The following is a 14,798-nucleotide window of genomic DNA, read 5'->3' as shown; positions in this document are numbered from 1 at the left end:
GTTCGGTTGTACCTGTTCCGAGGACCGCGTGCGGCAAAGCCTGTCGATCTACTCGGCCAAGGACATCGAGAAGATGACAACGCCCGAGGGTAAAGTGACCGCCGATTGCCAGTTCTGCGGTGCCCATTATGTGCTGGAACCGGGCACGGTCGGATTTGATGCGGACGACACCTGATCCAACCGAGCAATTGCGGGCGGCGCTCAGCCGCCCCGGTCCCAGGTCGAGCGATTTCGACCTTAACCCGGAAACCGTTTTGCCCGAGGGCCGCAAGCTGCGCCCGGCAGGCGTTCTGGTACCGATTTCGGTTTCAACCGGAATACCACGACTGATCCTGACCAAACGGTCCTCGGCCTTGAAGCATCACCCCGGCCAGATCGCCTTTCCCGGCGGCAAGCAGGATGAGGGCGACGTGGATGTCACCGCTACCGCCCTGCGTGAGGCGCGGGAGGAAATCAGTCTGCCGCCAGACCTGCCCGAGATTCTGGGACACCTGCCGACCCATGAGACCGTCACATCTTTCACCGTGACGCCGGTTGTAGCGATCCTACGGGCGCCGTTCCAACCGATCCCGGAACCGGGTGAAGTGGACGAGGTGTTCTCGGTTCCGCTTGCACATGTGCTCAACCCTGCGAATTATGTCGTTGAATCGCGCCGTTGGCGGGGTCACAAGAGGTTTTATTACACTGTGCCGTTCGGTCCCTATTACATCTGGGGCGCGACGGCCCGGATGTTGCGGGGATTGGCCGCGCGGGTGAGTGAATGACGCAAATATCGGAAGGCTGGGTTACTGACCAGGCAACTCAAAAGGTCTGCGCGGCGTTGACCGGGGCCGGTGCACAGGCGCTGTTTGTGGGTGGCTGCGTCCGAAACGCGCTGCTGGGTGCGCCAGTCTCGGATATCGACATTGCCACTGATGCGCATCCTGAGCGGGTGATGGAACTGGCTAAGGCGGCAGGTCTCAAGGCTATTCCCACCGGCATTGATCATGGCACCATTACCGTGGTCAGCGGCGGTGCCCCGCACGAGATCACCACCTTTCGCCGCGATGTGAAAACCGATGGCCGCCGGGCTGTGGTGGCGTTTTCCGACAAGGTGGAAGAGGACGCCGCGCGCCGCGATTTCACCATGAACGCGATTTATGCCCGGCCCGACGGCACCGTGCTGGACCCGCTGAACGGCCTGCCCGACCTGCAGGCGCGGCGGGTAAGGTTCATCGGCACGGCCGAGAACCGCATTCGCGAGGATTACCTGCGCTCGCTGCGTTATTTCCGGTTCCACGCCTGGTATGGCGATGCCAAGGCCGGGTTCGACCCGGACGCGTTGGCGGCAATTGCGGCCAATCTGGACGGGCTGGCCGGTCTGTCGCGCGAACGGGTCGGCGCCGAGTTGCTGAAACTGATGGGCGCACCCGATCCCGCACCCTCGGTCGCTGCCATGCGTCAGGCGGGCGTTCTGGCACAGTTACTGCCGGGGACCGAAGACCGTTCGCTGGCGCCTCTGGTTGATTTGGAACGCCAGGCCGGGGCCACCCCCGAGCCGATCCGACGTCTGGCCGCCATTGCCACGCCCGAGATCGCCAAAACCCTGCGCCTGAGCAAAGCGCAGTTGCAACGGCTGACCCGGATGCGCGATGAGGCCTCGGGCACTGCCAGCATTGCCGAACTGGGCTTCCGCTATGGGGAAGAGGGCGGGATGCACGAAACCCTGCTGCGTTGCGCTTTTCTGGAGCGACCCTGGTCTGAAGACATGCGGCAGGATTTGCGCAAAGGCGCCGCTGCCGATTTTCCGGTTCAGGCAACCGACCTGATCCCTGACTTCACCGGCCCCGCGCTGGGTAAAAAACTGGCCGAGCTTGAGGCCCGCTGGATCGCCTCTGGCTTTTCCTTGAATCGCAAAGACCTGCTGAGCGGTTGAGACGAAGTCTCAAAAAGGGATGACAAATTTATCGTATTGTGATTACGTGCCCCTGTTACCTGATTTGGAGGGAGGCATGCGAATGTACTACGGGATCTGGTTCGGCTGAAGCCGGAACACTTTGACCCGTAAGGGTGGTGTTCTGGCGCCATCTTTCTTCGTATGTCCTGAATAATCCTGCTCAATCGGAGCACCCTCCATGTTTCGCTATTTCGAAAACCTCGTTGACCCTTTTTTTGCGTATGAAGAGACCGACACGCCGCCCACGCGGCTGTGGCCGTTCATGCTGGACTATTCCCGGCCGTTCGTTCGGGTGTTCTTCTGGGCCGCGCTGATCTCGGTCATTGTTGCAGCGGTCGAGGTCGGCCTGATTTATTACATGGGTCGGGTTGTTGACCTGCTGTCCGGTCCACCGGCCGAGGTCTGGCAAGCCCACGGCACTGAACTGATCCTGATGGCGGTGTTCGTGCTGTTGCTGCGTCCGATGCTGCATGTGTTCGATGTGCTGTTGCTGAACAACACGATCCTGCCGAACTTTGGCACCCTGATCCGCTGGCGCGCGCACAAGCACGTGCTGCGTCAGTCGGTCGGGTGGTTCGAGAATGATTTTGCGGGCCGAATTGCCAACCGGATCATGCAGACGCCGCCCGCAGCCGGGGAAGCGGTGTTTCAGGTCTTCGACGCAATTTCCTTCTCGCTGGCTTATTTTATCGGTGCGGCGATCCTGTTGATGGCCGCTGATCCACGCCTGCTGTTGCCGCTGCTGTTCTGGCTTGCCCTCTATGGGTTGTTGGTGCGCTGGACGGTGCACCGGGTGGGTCCAGCCTCGAAGGCGGCGTCAGATGCGCGCTCGGCGGTGACTGGCAGGGTGGTCGACAGCTATACCAATATCCACTCGGTCAAGATGTTTGCCCATGACAATCAAGAGCTGGACTATGCCCGCGAAGCCATCGAGAAAACCCGCCGGACCTTTCAGGTCGAGATGCGGATCTTTACGATCATGGATGCGGTTTTGGTCACGCTGAACGGTCTATTGATCGTTGGTGTAGTCGGCTGGGCGATTGCGTTATGGATGCAGGGCAGCGCCTCGGTTGGTGTGGTCGCGGCCGCCACCGCCCTGACTTTGCGGCTGAACGCGATGACGGGCTGGATCATGTGGGCGCTGACCAGTTTCTTCCGCCAACTTGGCGTTGTGGCCGAGGGGATGGAGACCATTGCCCAGCCCATCGATCTGCTGGATAAGCCCGACGCGAAACCCTTGCAGCTGACCAAAGGCCAGATCGACATTCGCGATCTGTCGCACCATTACGGGCGCAAGACGGGCGGCTTGGATCACATCAATCTTACGATCTTCCCAGGTGAGAAAATCGGCCTGATCGGGCGGTCTGGTGCCGGAAAATCGACACTCGTAAAGCTACTTTTGCGGTTTTACGACGTGGAACAAGGCGCGATCCTGATCGATGACCAGAACATTGCAAGCGTCACGCAGGACAGTTTGCGCAGCCATATCGGTATGGTGCAGCAGGACAGTGCTTTGCTGCATCGCTCGGTGCGCGACAATATTCTCTATGGCCGTCCCGAGGCCACCGAAGAGCAGATGATCGGCGCTGCAAAACAGGCTGAGGCGCATGAGTTTATCCTTGATCTGCAGGACCCGCAGGGGCGCACCGGCTACGACGCGCATGTTGGAGAACGCGGCGTGAAACTCTCCGGTGGTCAGCGGCAGCGGGTGACGTTGGCGCGGGTGATCCTGAAAGACGCGCCGATCTTGTTGTTGGATGAGGCGACATCCGCACTAGATTCCGAGGTCGAAGCATCGATTCAGGAAACTCTCTACGGCATGATGCAAGGTAAAACCGTGATCGCTATTGCCCACCGGTTGAGCACCATTGCCCAGATGGACCGCATTCTGGTCATGGATGGCGGCCGGATCGTAGAACAGGGCGGCCATTCCGAGCTGTTGGCCCAAGGCGGGCTTTACGCCCAGTTCTGGGCGCGGCAATCTGGGGGCTTCCTGAACCCGGAGGCTGCGGAATGAAGGTTGCCGACCTCATCGATCCGTTCAAAAACACTGAAACGCCCCCGCCGCAAACGCTGGGGGCGTTTATCCGCTGGTGCCTGTCGGGGGCCTGGCCGATGATCTTCGTTGCGGCCTGTTTCTCGGCCTCGGCGGGCGCGATGGAGGCCGGAACCGCCTGGATGCTGGGTCTGGTGATTGATCTGGCGACCGAGAGCGGGCCCGAGAACATCCTGAGCGGCAGCAATCTGTGGACGATCCTTGGCGTGGCGGCGTTCTTCATGCTGCTGCGCCCGGTGTTTTTCGGGTTTTCGGCGTTTTCGAACAACTACGTCGTCATGCCCAACATTCCGCCACTGGTTCTGGCCAAGCTGAACCGCTGGACGCTGGGCCAGTCGGTCACCTACTTCGATGACGATTTCGCGGGCCGGATCGCGCAGAAACAGATGCAGACCTCGAACGCGATGGCCTCGGTGGTGTCCGAAACGATCAGCGCGATTGTCTTTGCCCTGGCCTCACTTGCGGGCTCTTTGCTTTTGTTAGGGTCTATTCACCCACTGGTTATCCTGCCCTTTGCCGGTTGGCTGGTGGTCTATTTCCTGCTGATCCGCTGGTATCTGCCGCGCATTCGCGTGCGGTCTTCGGCGCGGGCCGGAGCGCGGGCGATGGTGTCGGGGCAGGTGGTCGATACGATCACCAATATCAAGACCGTCAAGCTGTTCGCTCATTCCGCGTTCGAGGATCAGGCCGCGCGGAACTCGATGGTCGATCTGCGTGAGAAAATGCTGGCCTTCGGCAAACTGTCTGCCAGCTTCCGCTTTATCCTGATGGTATTGGCAGGTGTTCTGCCAGTTCTGCTGATCGGTGCAACGCTGTTGCTGTGGCGCAACGGGGTTGCGTCGGCGGGGGATATCGTGGCAGCGGGTGCGATCTCGATCCGTGTTTCGCAGATGACCGGCTGGGTCAGTTTCACGCTGATGGGGCTTTATGCCAATGTGGGCGAGATCGAAAACGGAATGAAAACGCTGGCCAAGCGCGAGAGGGTCGAGGATGCGCCCGACGCGACCGGCTTGACGGTAACGGCAGGACAGATTGATTTCGACCATGTCAGCTTTGCCTATGGCCGCGATGTGGGTGGTGTGTCTGATGTGACCATGACCGTTCATCCGGGAGAGAAGCTGGGCATTGTTGGCGCCTCGGGGGCGGGGAAATCGACTTTGGTGTCGCTACTACTCAGGCTCTATGACGGGGAAAATGGCGCAATTCGCATTGACGGGCAGGATGTAGGCCAGGTGACGCAGGACAGTTTGCGTGGCCAGATCGGCATGGTTACGCAGGAAACCGCGATGTTCAATCGATCGGCACGTGAGAACATCCTGTATGGCCGCCCGGATGCCAACGAGGATGAGATGATCGCGGCCGCCAGAAAGGCCGAGGCGCATGAGTTTATTCTCAGCCTGCAGGATGCCCATGGTCGCACCGGATATGACGCGCATCTGGGCGAGCGCGGTGTGAAGCTCAGCGGTGGACAGCGGCAACGGATTGCCCTGGCACGTGCGATTCTCAAGGACGCGCCGATATTGGTGCTGGATGAGGCGACGTCCGCGCTGGATTCCGAGGTCGAAGCCTCGATCCAGACAGCGCTTCACCGGGTGATGCAGGGCAAAACCGTGCTGGCGATTGCACATCGCCTGTCCACGCTCAGTGAGATGGACCGGATCATTGTCTTGGATGAAGGGCGGATTGTGGAAACCGGCACTCATGACGCGCTGTTGGATCAAGGCGGGCTCTATGCCCGGTTCTGGCATCGTCAGTCCGGCGGGTTCATTCAGGCAGAAGCGGCGGAATAACGCTCTCAGGGGTTTTGTTGCGCGCAAAGCCCCGGTATCAGGCCCCCCATGACGCAGCAGTTCACCATAACCCGCCTGGGGCATCAGGGCGATGGCATCGCCGACGGCCCCGTTTACGCACCCCGCACCCTGCCGGGTGAGGTGGTCAGCGGTACGTTGGTTGGCCAGTTGCTGACTGATATCCGGGTTGAAACGCCCTCGGATCAGCGGGTGAAGGCTCGGTGCCGCCACTACAAGGCATGCGGTGGGTGTCAGTTGCAGCACGCCGCGGATGAATTCGTGGCCGATTGGAAGGTCGAGGTGGTGCGTACCGCCCTGACGGCACAGGGGTTGGAGGCGCCGATGCGTCCGATCCACACCTCTGCGGAACGCTCGCGCCGCCGGGCGACAATCGCGGTACGACGGACGAAAAAGGGCACGCTGGCCGGGTTTCATGGCCGCGCCTCGGACACGATTACCGAGATTCCTGACTGTCATTTGCTGGACCAGGCCCTGATTGCGGCCATCCCAGTGGCCGAAGCACTTGCCGTTCTGGGTGGCAGCCGCAAGGGCGTGCTGGCGGTGACTTTAACCTTGTCGGAAGGCGGGCTGGATGTGGCGGTCAAAGGCGGCAAGCCTCTGGATGGTCCTCTGGAACTTGCGCTGGCGCAGGCAACCGAGAAACACGGGCTGGCGCGGTTGAGTTGGGATGGTGAGGTGATTGCGATGCGCCAGCCTCCGGTGCAGAGGTTCGGCGTGGCCGGGGTTGTGCCGCCGCCGGGCGCGTTCCTACAGGCGACAAAAGACGGGGAACAGGCTCTAATGCAGGCGGTTTTGCTGGCCACGCAGGGCGCAAAGCGCATTGTTGACCTGTTCGCCGGCTGCGGCACCTTCTCATTGCCCCTTGCTGCAAATGCAGAGGTTCACGCGGTCGAAGGTGAGGCTGCGATGACGGACGCATTGGATCAGGGCTGGCGTCGTGCGCAAGGCTTGAAACGCGTCACCACCGAGGCCCGCGATCTGTTCCGCCGCCCGCTGATGCAGGATGAATTGAAGGGCTTTGACGCTGTCGTCATCGACCCGCCCCGCGCAGGGGCGGAGGCACAGATATCCGAACTGGCGCAGGCGCTGCGCCCGGTGATCGCTTATGTGTCGTGCAATCCGGTCACCTTCGCCCGGGATGCAAAAACGCTGGTTAACGCGGGCTACACCCTTGAATGGGTACAGGTGGTGGACCAATTTCGATGGTCATCACACACCGAACTGGCCGCGCGGTTTGTCTTGGGGCCCACACCATGAGCACACAGGAGAAAGTCATAATGGGATTCAATCAACGCCTGTTTGGCATCATTGAAAATCCCATCTTCGGCCGGTTCATCACCGGGGTCATCATTTTCAATGCCATTTTGCTGGGGATGGAGACATCACCCACCCTGATGGAGGCCGCCGGCCCCTTGATCGTGACGCTTGACAGCATCTGTCTGACGATCTTTGTGGCCGAGATCGCCATGAAATTGCTGGCCAGTGGGCGGCGGTTCTTTTTAAACGGCTGGAACGTCTTCGATTTCATCGTCGTCGGCATTGCTCTGATCCCCAGTGCCGGGGGACTGTCGGTGCTGCGGGCGCTGCGGATATTGCGGGTTCTACGAGTTATCTCGGTGGCGCCCCGCCTGCGGCGGGTTGTCGAAGGCTTCATCTCGGCTCTGCCGGGCATGGCCAGCGTGTTCCTGTTGATGGCGATCCTGTTCTATATCGGTGCGGTGATCTCGACCAAGCTGTTCTCGACGTCTTTCCCCGAATGGTTCGGCGATTTGGGTCAGTCGGCCTATACGCTGTTCCAGATCATGACGCTGGAGAGCTGGTCGATGGGCATCGTGCGTCCGGTCATGGAGGTGTACCCTTATGCCTGGGTGTTCTTTGTGCCCTTCATCATGGTCACCACCTTTGCGGTGGTGAACCTGCTGGTGGGTCTGATCGTGAACTCGATGCAGGACGCACACCACGCCGAGGATGAGGTGAAAACCGACGCCTATCGTGACGAGGTGCTGGAGCGGCTGGAAAGCATCGAACGTCGCCTGACCGAGCAATCACACAGCAAAAAGTGATTTCAGTTTTTCTAATTTCTGGCATAATGCTGAAAAAAAAGAGCAGGCAGTGAAACATGGATCGTCGAGTATTTGGATTGGGCGCAATGGCAACGCTGAGTCTCTCAGCTTGTGCCTCGGCAGGCCCCAGATTTCTAACCTATGATGGGCCCGAAGTGACGTCGCTGGTCATCAACAAGGGTGCGCGGAAGATGTATCTTCTGCACAACGAGAAAATTCTCAAATCATACGATGTCAGACTTGGGTTTGCCCCGACAGGGACAAAAACCAAGCGTGGCGATGGGCGCACGCCTGAGGGCAGCTATCTGATTGATCGGCGCAATCCCAACAGCAGTTATCACCTTTCGCTTGGGATCTCATACCCGAATTCTCAGGACATTGCGCAGGCCAAAGCGGCGGGGGTGGACCCAGGCGGTGATATTTTCATTCACGGTGAGCCTAAGAAACGGTCCGAGCGTAAGCGCGCAAAAAAGAATGCGGATTGGACCGCGGGCTGTATCGCCGTCAAGAATGAAGAGATCGAAGAGATCTATGCGATGGTGAACCAGGGCACGCTGATCACGCTGCGCCCTTAAGCGGTTTCCAAGCCCCAAACCCGAATTGCATGTAATCGCGCTGGTAAGCATCCACCGCCAGCGCCTCAAGCGAGTCGTCGTAAATTTCGGCCAGCGAAAACGGGACATCCGGTGCGCTCAGGCCGGGTGTTGGCGGGCGGTCATGCCCCATCCGGCGCGCCAGATCAGGCAAGGCAACGGCGATCTCGTCTTCTCGCAGGATCAGGTCGGGGAAAGCAAAAGTAGTCATCCCCTCAAGGATCTGAGATTGGCTGCACCACACACCATCCACCCGCACCGGTGTCTGTCCGGCCAGGTTTTGCCGCAGAAAGGTGAGGAAGGCAGAAAACGCCTCTAGGTGCTGGTCGCGCGGATAGTTGCCTTTACGTAGCTGGCCGGGGATCGGCATCTTGAACCGGTTGCGCAGCATGTTGCGGATTTTCAGGTAGGCACCAGGTTCGGTGCTGAGAATATAAGAGCAAAAGGCCGAATGCGCCCGCGCCAGAGGGTGCCGAAGCACGGTGAATTTACGATGCTCCGTATGGGCCTGCAACCAGTGCCGCGTCTGTTTGCGGTTCTGATTTGTGATCAGCTTGTCGGTCTTGGTCGCATCCAGATCGGCCAGCCACTGTGTCACCGGTCCCTCGATCCCGCCGCGTATCGGCAGATACATCAGCGGCGTGTCTGGTGTGGCGACATAAGTGCCGATCGCGGGTCCGCGACGAGGCTCGAAATTCGGGGTGCGGTGCAGATTGAAGCTGTCGATCCGGGCCAGCGCCCGCTCGGTCTCTTCCGGATTAGTCACCTTTGACAGGGCCGTTTCGGGGTTTTGCGGCTTGATCGTGTCGTCGATCGAGGACAGCCGGGACGGAACCCCCAGCCACGTGGCCAACCCATTCAGAACGTCCAGATTGGTCAGATCCTCATACGCGATATAAAACGCGGTCTGCCCGGTGGTTTGCAGCGCGTTGAGCAGCAGAAGTTGAAAATCCTGCTGCTGGTCCAGGTATTTCTCGAATTCCTGCGTTTCGAACTCAACCTGTGCATCGCGGCGACGTTTGATGTTCTTCAGCTGCCACTGCTTGGTCTCGCGCGCGATTTTCAGCGAAATGTAACTGTCCAGCGGGTTGCGCGTCAGGATGACCTTGGCACAACGCGGATCGGACAATGCAGACTCTAACACACGGGGATCGTGCCCGTGAAAGAACCGAAACCCGTTGATACTGCCCGGTGCGGACCTGATCGCCTGAACCAGTTTCATCGGGTCGTTGTCCCGTTCCTCAAGCGTTACGCCCAGCAGGCTATCGGATTTGAGGCGGCCGATGAAATGCGGGTTGAACGCTTCGCCATGGCAAGTAACCCCGTCCAGTGCGTTCAGGTTGAATTCCAGCAGGTTGGACCCGGTGCGCATCGCGGCAAGAACAATGAAATAGTCAAATCCGGATGTCATCACAGGCTATTGTACCAGATAGGGTTTCTTGAACGGCCGGGCACGGGCGCCAAACACATCATCGGTGGGGAAGTCGCCCATCAGATAGGGGTGCATCCCCTGATTCTTGAGGTTCTGAAGGAATTTCCCGAACCCCGAAAGATCCTCCATCAACGGTGCCTCTGTCAGGTGGCTGGCGCGTGAGGTGCCGATTTCCTCGATCACCGTCTGCAAGGGTTCCATCGGAGATTCCACAAACTCTGCCAGCGACCAGATACGCACCCGCGCCTTGGTCCAGACCGAGTTCAGAACCTCAAGCTGTTTGGTCTCGATCTGTTGCAGGCGGGCGGCCTCATTGCGGATGTCGGCAAAGTTCCTGTTAGACCGAAACAGCGGGATTGCCCAAGCTCCGGTGATGACCGAGATTTGCGCGTTCCTGTCCCGGGTCAGAAACCAGTTGATCTTCTGGGTATCCGCGGGACCGAACTGAAAGCACTGCCGCTCGCCCCGGGTGTTCCAGATCAGGTTCGAGACAAAGGCTGTTGGGTTGTAGTCCCGCAGAACGGCGCAATCGCTGAGCGACCCATTGATAATCGTTTCGCCACCGGAAAACTCGGCCCGTTCGGGGCCGAACAGATGCCCGTGCACGCGCGCGCCCGTGGTTTCGGTCAGCCAGGGCTCGAACCCTTCGAACAGCTCTGCAAAGCCTTGGAACACCGAATAGGGGAAAGAGGTAAGCCCATTCTCGCTGCCGTGGCGAGGGAAGCGACTTTGCATATACAGCCCGTCGCGCCCACAGGTCCGGCGCTCGACCGCTTTGGAGAACACACGGTCGATCTTACCCGGGTTGGGCTCGGCCGGTCGCATGGCGGTGTTCTGATCGGTCAGGAAGGATTGATACAACCGATCTGCGTGCGGCCAGATCTTCCGTGCCACGAAGCAGTCTGAGCGGCGCAACAACTGCAGATGGTCGTCATAGAAGATATGCGGCCGTCCCTGATAGTCGAATTTGGACAGGGTCAGCGACCGGCTTTCGATATGGGTGGAATAGAGCCGCGCCAGCGTCTGGAAATAGCTTTCATCCGGAATCCAGACACGTCGGAAATAGCGGTCATAGGTCTGTCGCCTGGGGTCCTGCAGAATGGCCGAGAGAGTCTGGCGGGTCAGGCACCACCACTGGCTGCCCATATGCGGCACCAACCCGTCAGGGATTTTGCGGCGTATGCCGAGCGCGCGCTGCAGCTTCACATAGGCGTCGAACAGTTTGCGGTTCCTGCGCCAGGAAAACGGGAACCGCAGGGTGAATCGTTCCTGATCCAACCCGCCAATGGTCCAGCTGACGTCGGCGGTGGTGGCGCTTTCGATGAAATCAACGCGGGGTCGGTCGGCGAGATAGTCGATCAGTTCTTCCACCGGCCGCAACGGCAGGCAGGCGCCTGACGACAGGTAGGCGTGATGCACGTCCGGAAAGGTGCTCAGCATCAGTTCCGCCGCGGATTGCGATGCCGCAACGATGCCCCAACCACCCCATTCGCAGACATGACGGTCGGAAAATCGGATCAGCGGGTCGTTGGCGCATGAAGCGGTGAATTCGGCATAGGCCCGGGCGGGCACTTTGCGGTCCACGTGGATCACCACCGGGCAGCCTGAGGCGGTCCAATGGCGTGCCACCTGCTCGGCCCGGTGCAGCGCTGTGTGGACCAGCATGATAACGCCCAGACGGCTCACGCCCAGTTTCCTTTCGACATCAGGCCAAGGATCTCAAGCTGCCGCCAGTTGATGAGTTTCTCGGATTTCTCGCACCAGAAAACCGGCTTGTCCCCCAACCCCTCGGCATAAGCGCGGTACTCGCCCGACCGGCGGAAGTGCTGGCGGCGCTGCATCTCTTCCCGCGCTTTTTCACCCAAAGTGCTGATCAGCTTGGCATGCAGCAAAGCGCCGCTGGTCTTTTCGCCGCCCCATTCGTCATAGACCTGGTTCAGCCCGCGCGGCAGCAGCGAGTGGGTCGAACTGACATAGACATAGCGCCGGTCCCATTTGACCAAAGGAATCTTGTTCAGCGCCGGCGCCTTCGAGGGGGCGTCACGGAAAAACACCCGCGCGCGCGGGCCACCTTGGATCCACAGATTCCCGTAATCCGGGTTCTTCGTGATCATGTAATTGCCGGAATCGAACCAGCGGGCGATCTCAAACGGGTCCTGCCCTTCGCGATAGGGTTCCGCATCCACCGGTCCCTGCGGGTACATGTCGATCAGCATGGTGCCGAAACTGCGCACAGCGCAGCCATCCAGCCAATCGGTCAGGGCACCGATCGGGCGGGTGTCGCAGAACGGATAGATGAAGAACTCATCCGGATCGACGGTCAGGACCCAGCGTCCATGTGCGTATTTGCGCAGCAGGTAATTTGACCAGTCCAGTCCGAACGAGGCCCGTTTGTAGCTGGCTTGCGCGTGCCAGACCGAGGCGTCGGGCTGACTGGCCAGATACTCACGCGAGCCGTCATCGCTGTCATTGTCGACGAACAGAAAATGGTCGATGCCCAGCTTGCGGTAATAATCCATGAAATAAGGCAGGCGGATTTTTTCGTTTCGCAACACGCTCATCAACAACACGTCGTTGCGTCGGATGTTGGCGGTCTTGTCGGACACCGGCTTCAGCTGTCGCTGTTTCATAACGCAGCGCGCAAGGCGGCGCTTGCGCCGCAATCTCATTCGGTATGAATCCAACAGGCTCACGCGTGCGCTCTGCCTTTTTTGTTACGCGAGCTTGCCCGGGGGCTGGACGATCCAGATTGGTGCCGGGCAATTGCCGATTTATGCCACCTTTGCATCTTTCATGGCAACGCATTTAAAATTGGTTAGTCACATATGCGGCTTTTCAGCATATTTTCCCCATAAGGCCCAGTTTCTGCAGTTGGGCCCAGCCCTGAAAACGGACCGATTGGGGCGTCCACATGTTAGGACGGTCGGCGATTGCATCATAATAGGCCGCAAACTGGTCGGGATCGTGGAAATGCTGACGTCGCGCTTTCTCGGATTTTGACTTTCCGACCACTTCGGGCAAGAACTTGGTGTGCAGCAACACTCCTGCAGGGGTGTTGCCCCCGGGTCCGTCATAGATCGCATTCAGGTGCCGGGGCAGGGCAGAGTGGCACGAGTTCACAAAGGCATAGCGTCGCGACCACCGGACCAGAGGGATTTTATTCAGCGTCGGCGAATGGCGGGGCCGGTCGGCAAAGAACATGCGTTCCCGCGCGCCGCCCTGCACCCAAAGGTTGCCTAAAGGGCTTTGCCGCTGCGAACGGTAGGGGCCGGGGTCGAACCAGTTCAGAACCTCGGTGGGGTCGGTTTCAGGGTCAAAGCTTTGCGTGCCCAGCGGGCCCTTGGGATAAAGATCCAGCATCAGCGCGCCAAAGGCGGCACGGCTTTGCCGGTCCAGTTCTGCGGTCAGGTCCTGCAGGGGTTTGCTGTCGTGCTGGGGATAGATCAGCAGCTCATCAGCATCCACCATCAAGGTCCAGTGACCATGCCCATAGCGCATTTGCAGCCATGTCAGCCAATCCAGCCCGTATCGCGCCTCACGATAGCCGGCCGGAGTCTGCCACAACGACACATCCGGCTGATCACGCAGGAAATCGACCGAGCCGTCATCGCTGCCATTATCCACGATCAGAAAATGATCCACCCCCAGCGTGCGATAGTGGCGGAAGAACCATGGCAGGCGGTTGAGTTCGTTGCGCAACGTGGTGAAGGCCAGAACGGCACCGGGCCTGATCTGTGCGGTCTGATCGTTCAGGCTGGTCAGTTGATGGCGGCTGCGGAAGGATCGCCACAGAAGCTGTCGCCGTTTCAGACGCAACCGGTATTTCTGCACCCATCCGATGGGCGGAAGAGTATCGGTTGCACGGTCGGTCATGGGCGGCTCATTTCGCGTAATTGCCGTTCTGATGCCAGCGCCAGGCATCTCCGATCATTGTCTCTAACGTTGATCTTTTCGGCGTCCAGCCCAGTTCTTCCCCGGCACGTGCCGAGCCCGAGACCAGCTTGGTGCAATCCCCGGCACGGCGCGGGCCGATGGAATAGGGCACCTCGCGATTGGTGACTGCTTTGGAATGGCCGATTACCTCCATCACCGAAAAGCCCGTGCCGGTGCCCAGGTTAAACACCCGGCTGCCTTTGCCCTGCTCCAGCCAATTGAGACCCAACACATGCGCGTCGACCAGATCGCAGACATGCACATAGTCGCGGATGCAGGTTCCGTCAGGCGTGTCGTAATCAGTGCCGAATACGGTCAGGCCATCGCGCTTGCCGTCAATCGCATCCAGCATCAGCGGCACCAGATGGGTTTCCGGGCGGTGGAATTCGCCCACCTCGCCGTCCGGATCGGCGCCGGCGACGTTGAAATAGCGGAAGATGACATGATTCAGCCCGTGTGCGGCCTGAAAATCGCGCAGAATATCCTCGATGGCGCGTTTCGATGCGCCATAGGCGTTCAGCGGTTCTTGCGGTGTGTCTTCGTCCAGCACCACGTTGTCATGTTCGCCATAGGTGGCGCAGGTCGACGAGAAGACAAAGTTCAGGCAGCCCGCGGCGACCGCGGCTTCTATCAGGGACAGCGAGCCGGTGACGTTGTTGGTCCAATATCTGCCAGGTTCGGACATCGCTTCACCCACCTGACTGAGGGCGGCAAAGTGCATCACGGCGGCAGGTTTGTATTTGGCAAAGACCTCATCCAACCGGGCGCGGTCCAGCAGGTCACCCTGTTCGAACGGGCCGAATTTCACCGCGTCCTGCCAGCCGGTGATCAGGTTGTCGTAGGTCACTGGCGTATAACCCGCCTGCGCCAGCGCCTTGCAGGCGTGCGATCCGATATATCCGGCGCCGCCGGTTACAAGAATGTTGGTCATCTATTCTTCCAGATTAAAAAACTGTGCACAGCTATGCCGTCGG

Annotated in this window: 13 protein-coding genes; 8 read left to right on the top strand and 5 right to left on the bottom strand. The window is 59.7% G+C overall.

What is annotated here, in order from left to right:
• The 8 genes from AC2FEE_RS10395 to AC2FEE_RS10360 all read left to right on the top strand — a co-directional run.
• Positions 1–175: Hsp33 family molecular chaperone HslO (locus tag AC2FEE_RS10395; RefSeq protein WP_496864962.1), on the top strand; the 175-nt coding region annotated here is incomplete at its 5' end.
• Positions 159–764 carry a CoA pyrophosphatase gene (locus AC2FEE_RS10390; protein WP_496864944.1) on the top strand — a complete coding sequence of 202 codons (606 nt, stop codon included), beginning with the start codon at positions 159–161 and terminating at the stop codon, positions 762–764. The genes AC2FEE_RS10395 and AC2FEE_RS10390, both read left to right, overlap by 17 nt.
• Positions 761–1,915, top strand: a complete 1,155-nt coding sequence (locus AC2FEE_RS10385) for a CCA tRNA nucleotidyltransferase (RefSeq protein WP_496864942.1) — start codon at positions 761–763, stop codon at positions 1,913–1,915. The genes AC2FEE_RS10390 and AC2FEE_RS10385 overlap by 4 nt, the downstream gene beginning before the upstream one ends.
• A 199-nt stretch (positions 1,916–2,114) precedes the next feature.
• Positions 2,115–3,953: an ABC transporter ATP-binding protein gene (locus AC2FEE_RS10380; protein ID WP_496864940.1), complete on the top strand. Its 1,839-nt coding sequence runs from the start codon at positions 2,115–2,117 to the stop codon at positions 3,951–3,953.
• On the top strand, positions 3,950–5,782 hold the full coding sequence (locus tag AC2FEE_RS10375) for an ABC transporter ATP-binding protein (protein ID WP_496864938.1): 1,833 nt from the start codon (positions 3,950–3,952) through the stop codon (positions 5,780–5,782). The genes AC2FEE_RS10380 and AC2FEE_RS10375 overlap by 4 nt, the downstream gene beginning before the upstream one ends.
• A 48-nt stretch (positions 5,783–5,830) precedes the next feature.
• The gene (locus AC2FEE_RS10370) at positions 5,831–7,060 is read left to right on the top strand and encodes a class I SAM-dependent RNA methyltransferase (protein ID WP_496864936.1); all 1,230 of its coding nucleotides are present in this window, start codon (positions 5,831–5,833) and stop codon (positions 7,058–7,060) included.
• A 20-nt stretch (positions 7,061–7,080) separates the two neighbouring features.
• A complete protein-coding gene (locus AC2FEE_RS10365; RefSeq protein WP_496864934.1) occupies positions 7,081–7,866 on the top strand; it encodes an ion transporter in 786 nt (261 codons plus the stop codon).
• A 56-nt stretch (positions 7,867–7,922) separates the two neighbouring features.
• The gene (locus tag AC2FEE_RS10360; RefSeq protein ID WP_496864932.1) at positions 7,923–8,441 is read left to right on the top strand and encodes a L,D-transpeptidase family protein; all 519 of its coding nucleotides are present in this window, start codon (positions 7,923–7,925) and stop codon (positions 8,439–8,441) included.
• Here the strand turns inward: AC2FEE_RS10360 and AC2FEE_RS10355 are convergent.
• From AC2FEE_RS10355 to galE, 5 genes are all read right to left on the bottom strand, one after another.
• Positions 8,425–9,870 (bottom strand): nodulation protein NodH, encoded by a 1,446-nt coding sequence (locus tag AC2FEE_RS10355; RefSeq protein ID WP_496864930.1) that lies wholly within the window; start codon positions 9,868–9,870, stop codon positions 8,425–8,427. The genes AC2FEE_RS10360 and AC2FEE_RS10355 overlap by 17 nt on opposite strands.
• 6 nt (positions 9,871–9,876) lie before the next feature.
• Complete coding sequence (locus tag AC2FEE_RS10350; protein WP_496864928.1) at positions 9,877–11,577, bottom strand: DUF5927 domain-containing protein; 1,701 nt, start codon at positions 11,575–11,577, stop codon at positions 9,877–9,879.
• Positions 11,574–12,560 carry a glycosyltransferase family 2 protein gene (locus AC2FEE_RS10345; protein ID WP_496864960.1) on the bottom strand — a complete coding sequence of 329 codons (987 nt, stop codon included), beginning with the start codon at positions 12,558–12,560 and terminating at the stop codon, positions 11,574–11,576. Before AC2FEE_RS10345 ends, AC2FEE_RS10350 begins: the two co-directional genes overlap by 4 nt.
• Before the next feature lie 166 nt (positions 12,561–12,726).
• Positions 12,727–13,764, bottom strand: coding sequence for a glycosyltransferase family 2 protein (locus AC2FEE_RS10340; RefSeq protein ID WP_496864926.1), 1,038 nt, complete (start codon positions 13,762–13,764; stop codon positions 12,727–12,729).
• A 7-nt stretch (positions 13,765–13,771) separates the two neighbouring features.
• Positions 13,772–14,755 (bottom strand): UDP-glucose 4-epimerase GalE, encoded by a 984-nt coding sequence (gene galE, locus AC2FEE_RS10335; protein WP_496864924.1) that lies wholly within the window; start codon positions 14,753–14,755, stop codon positions 13,772–13,774.
• Positions 14,756–14,798: the final 43 nt, after the last annotated feature.

The organism is Ruegeria sp. YTSC199 (assembly GCF_059609725.1).
The sequence above is the reverse complement of the archived record's forward strand: the minus strand, read 5'-3'. Positions and strand labels throughout refer to the sequence as shown.

What these genes read in the sequence shown, in the direction of transcription:
- AC2FEE_RS10390 (WP_496864944.1), top strand. Translation starts at nt 159, where the DNA reads ATGCGGACGACACCTGATCCAACCGAGCAATTGCGGGCGGCGCTCAGC.
- AC2FEE_RS10385 (WP_496864942.1), top strand. Translation starts at nt 761, where the DNA reads ATGACGCAAATATCGGAAGGCTGGGTTACTGACCAGGCAACTCAAAAG.
- AC2FEE_RS10380 (WP_496864940.1), top strand. Translation starts at nt 2,115, where the DNA reads ATGTTTCGCTATTTCGAAAACCTCGTTGACCCTTTTTTTGCGTATGAA.
- AC2FEE_RS10375 (WP_496864938.1), top strand. Translation starts at nt 3,950, where the DNA reads ATGAAGGTTGCCGACCTCATCGATCCGTTCAAAAACACTGAAACGCCC.
- AC2FEE_RS10370 (WP_496864936.1), top strand. Translation starts at nt 5,831, where the DNA reads ATGACGCAGCAGTTCACCATAACCCGCCTGGGGCATCAGGGCGATGGC.
- AC2FEE_RS10365 (WP_496864934.1), top strand. Translation starts at nt 7,081, where the DNA reads ATGGGATTCAATCAACGCCTGTTTGGCATCATTGAAAATCCCATCTTC.
- AC2FEE_RS10360 (WP_496864932.1), top strand. Translation starts at nt 7,923, where the DNA reads ATGGATCGTCGAGTATTTGGATTGGGCGCAATGGCAACGCTGAGTCTC.
- AC2FEE_RS10355 (WP_496864930.1), bottom strand. Translation starts at nt 9,870, where the DNA reads ATGACATCCGGATTTGACTATTTCATTGTTCTTGCCGCGATGCGCACC.
- AC2FEE_RS10345 (WP_496864960.1), bottom strand. Translation starts at nt 12,560, where the DNA reads ATGAGATTGCGGCGCAAGCGCCGCCTTGCGCGCTGCGTTATGAAACAG.
- AC2FEE_RS10340 (WP_496864926.1), bottom strand. Translation starts at nt 13,764, where the DNA reads ATGACCGACCGTGCAACCGATACTCTTCCGCCCATCGGATGGGTGCAG.
- galE (WP_496864924.1), bottom strand. Translation starts at nt 14,755, where the DNA reads ATGACCAACATTCTTGTAACCGGCGGCGCCGGATATATCGGATCGCAC.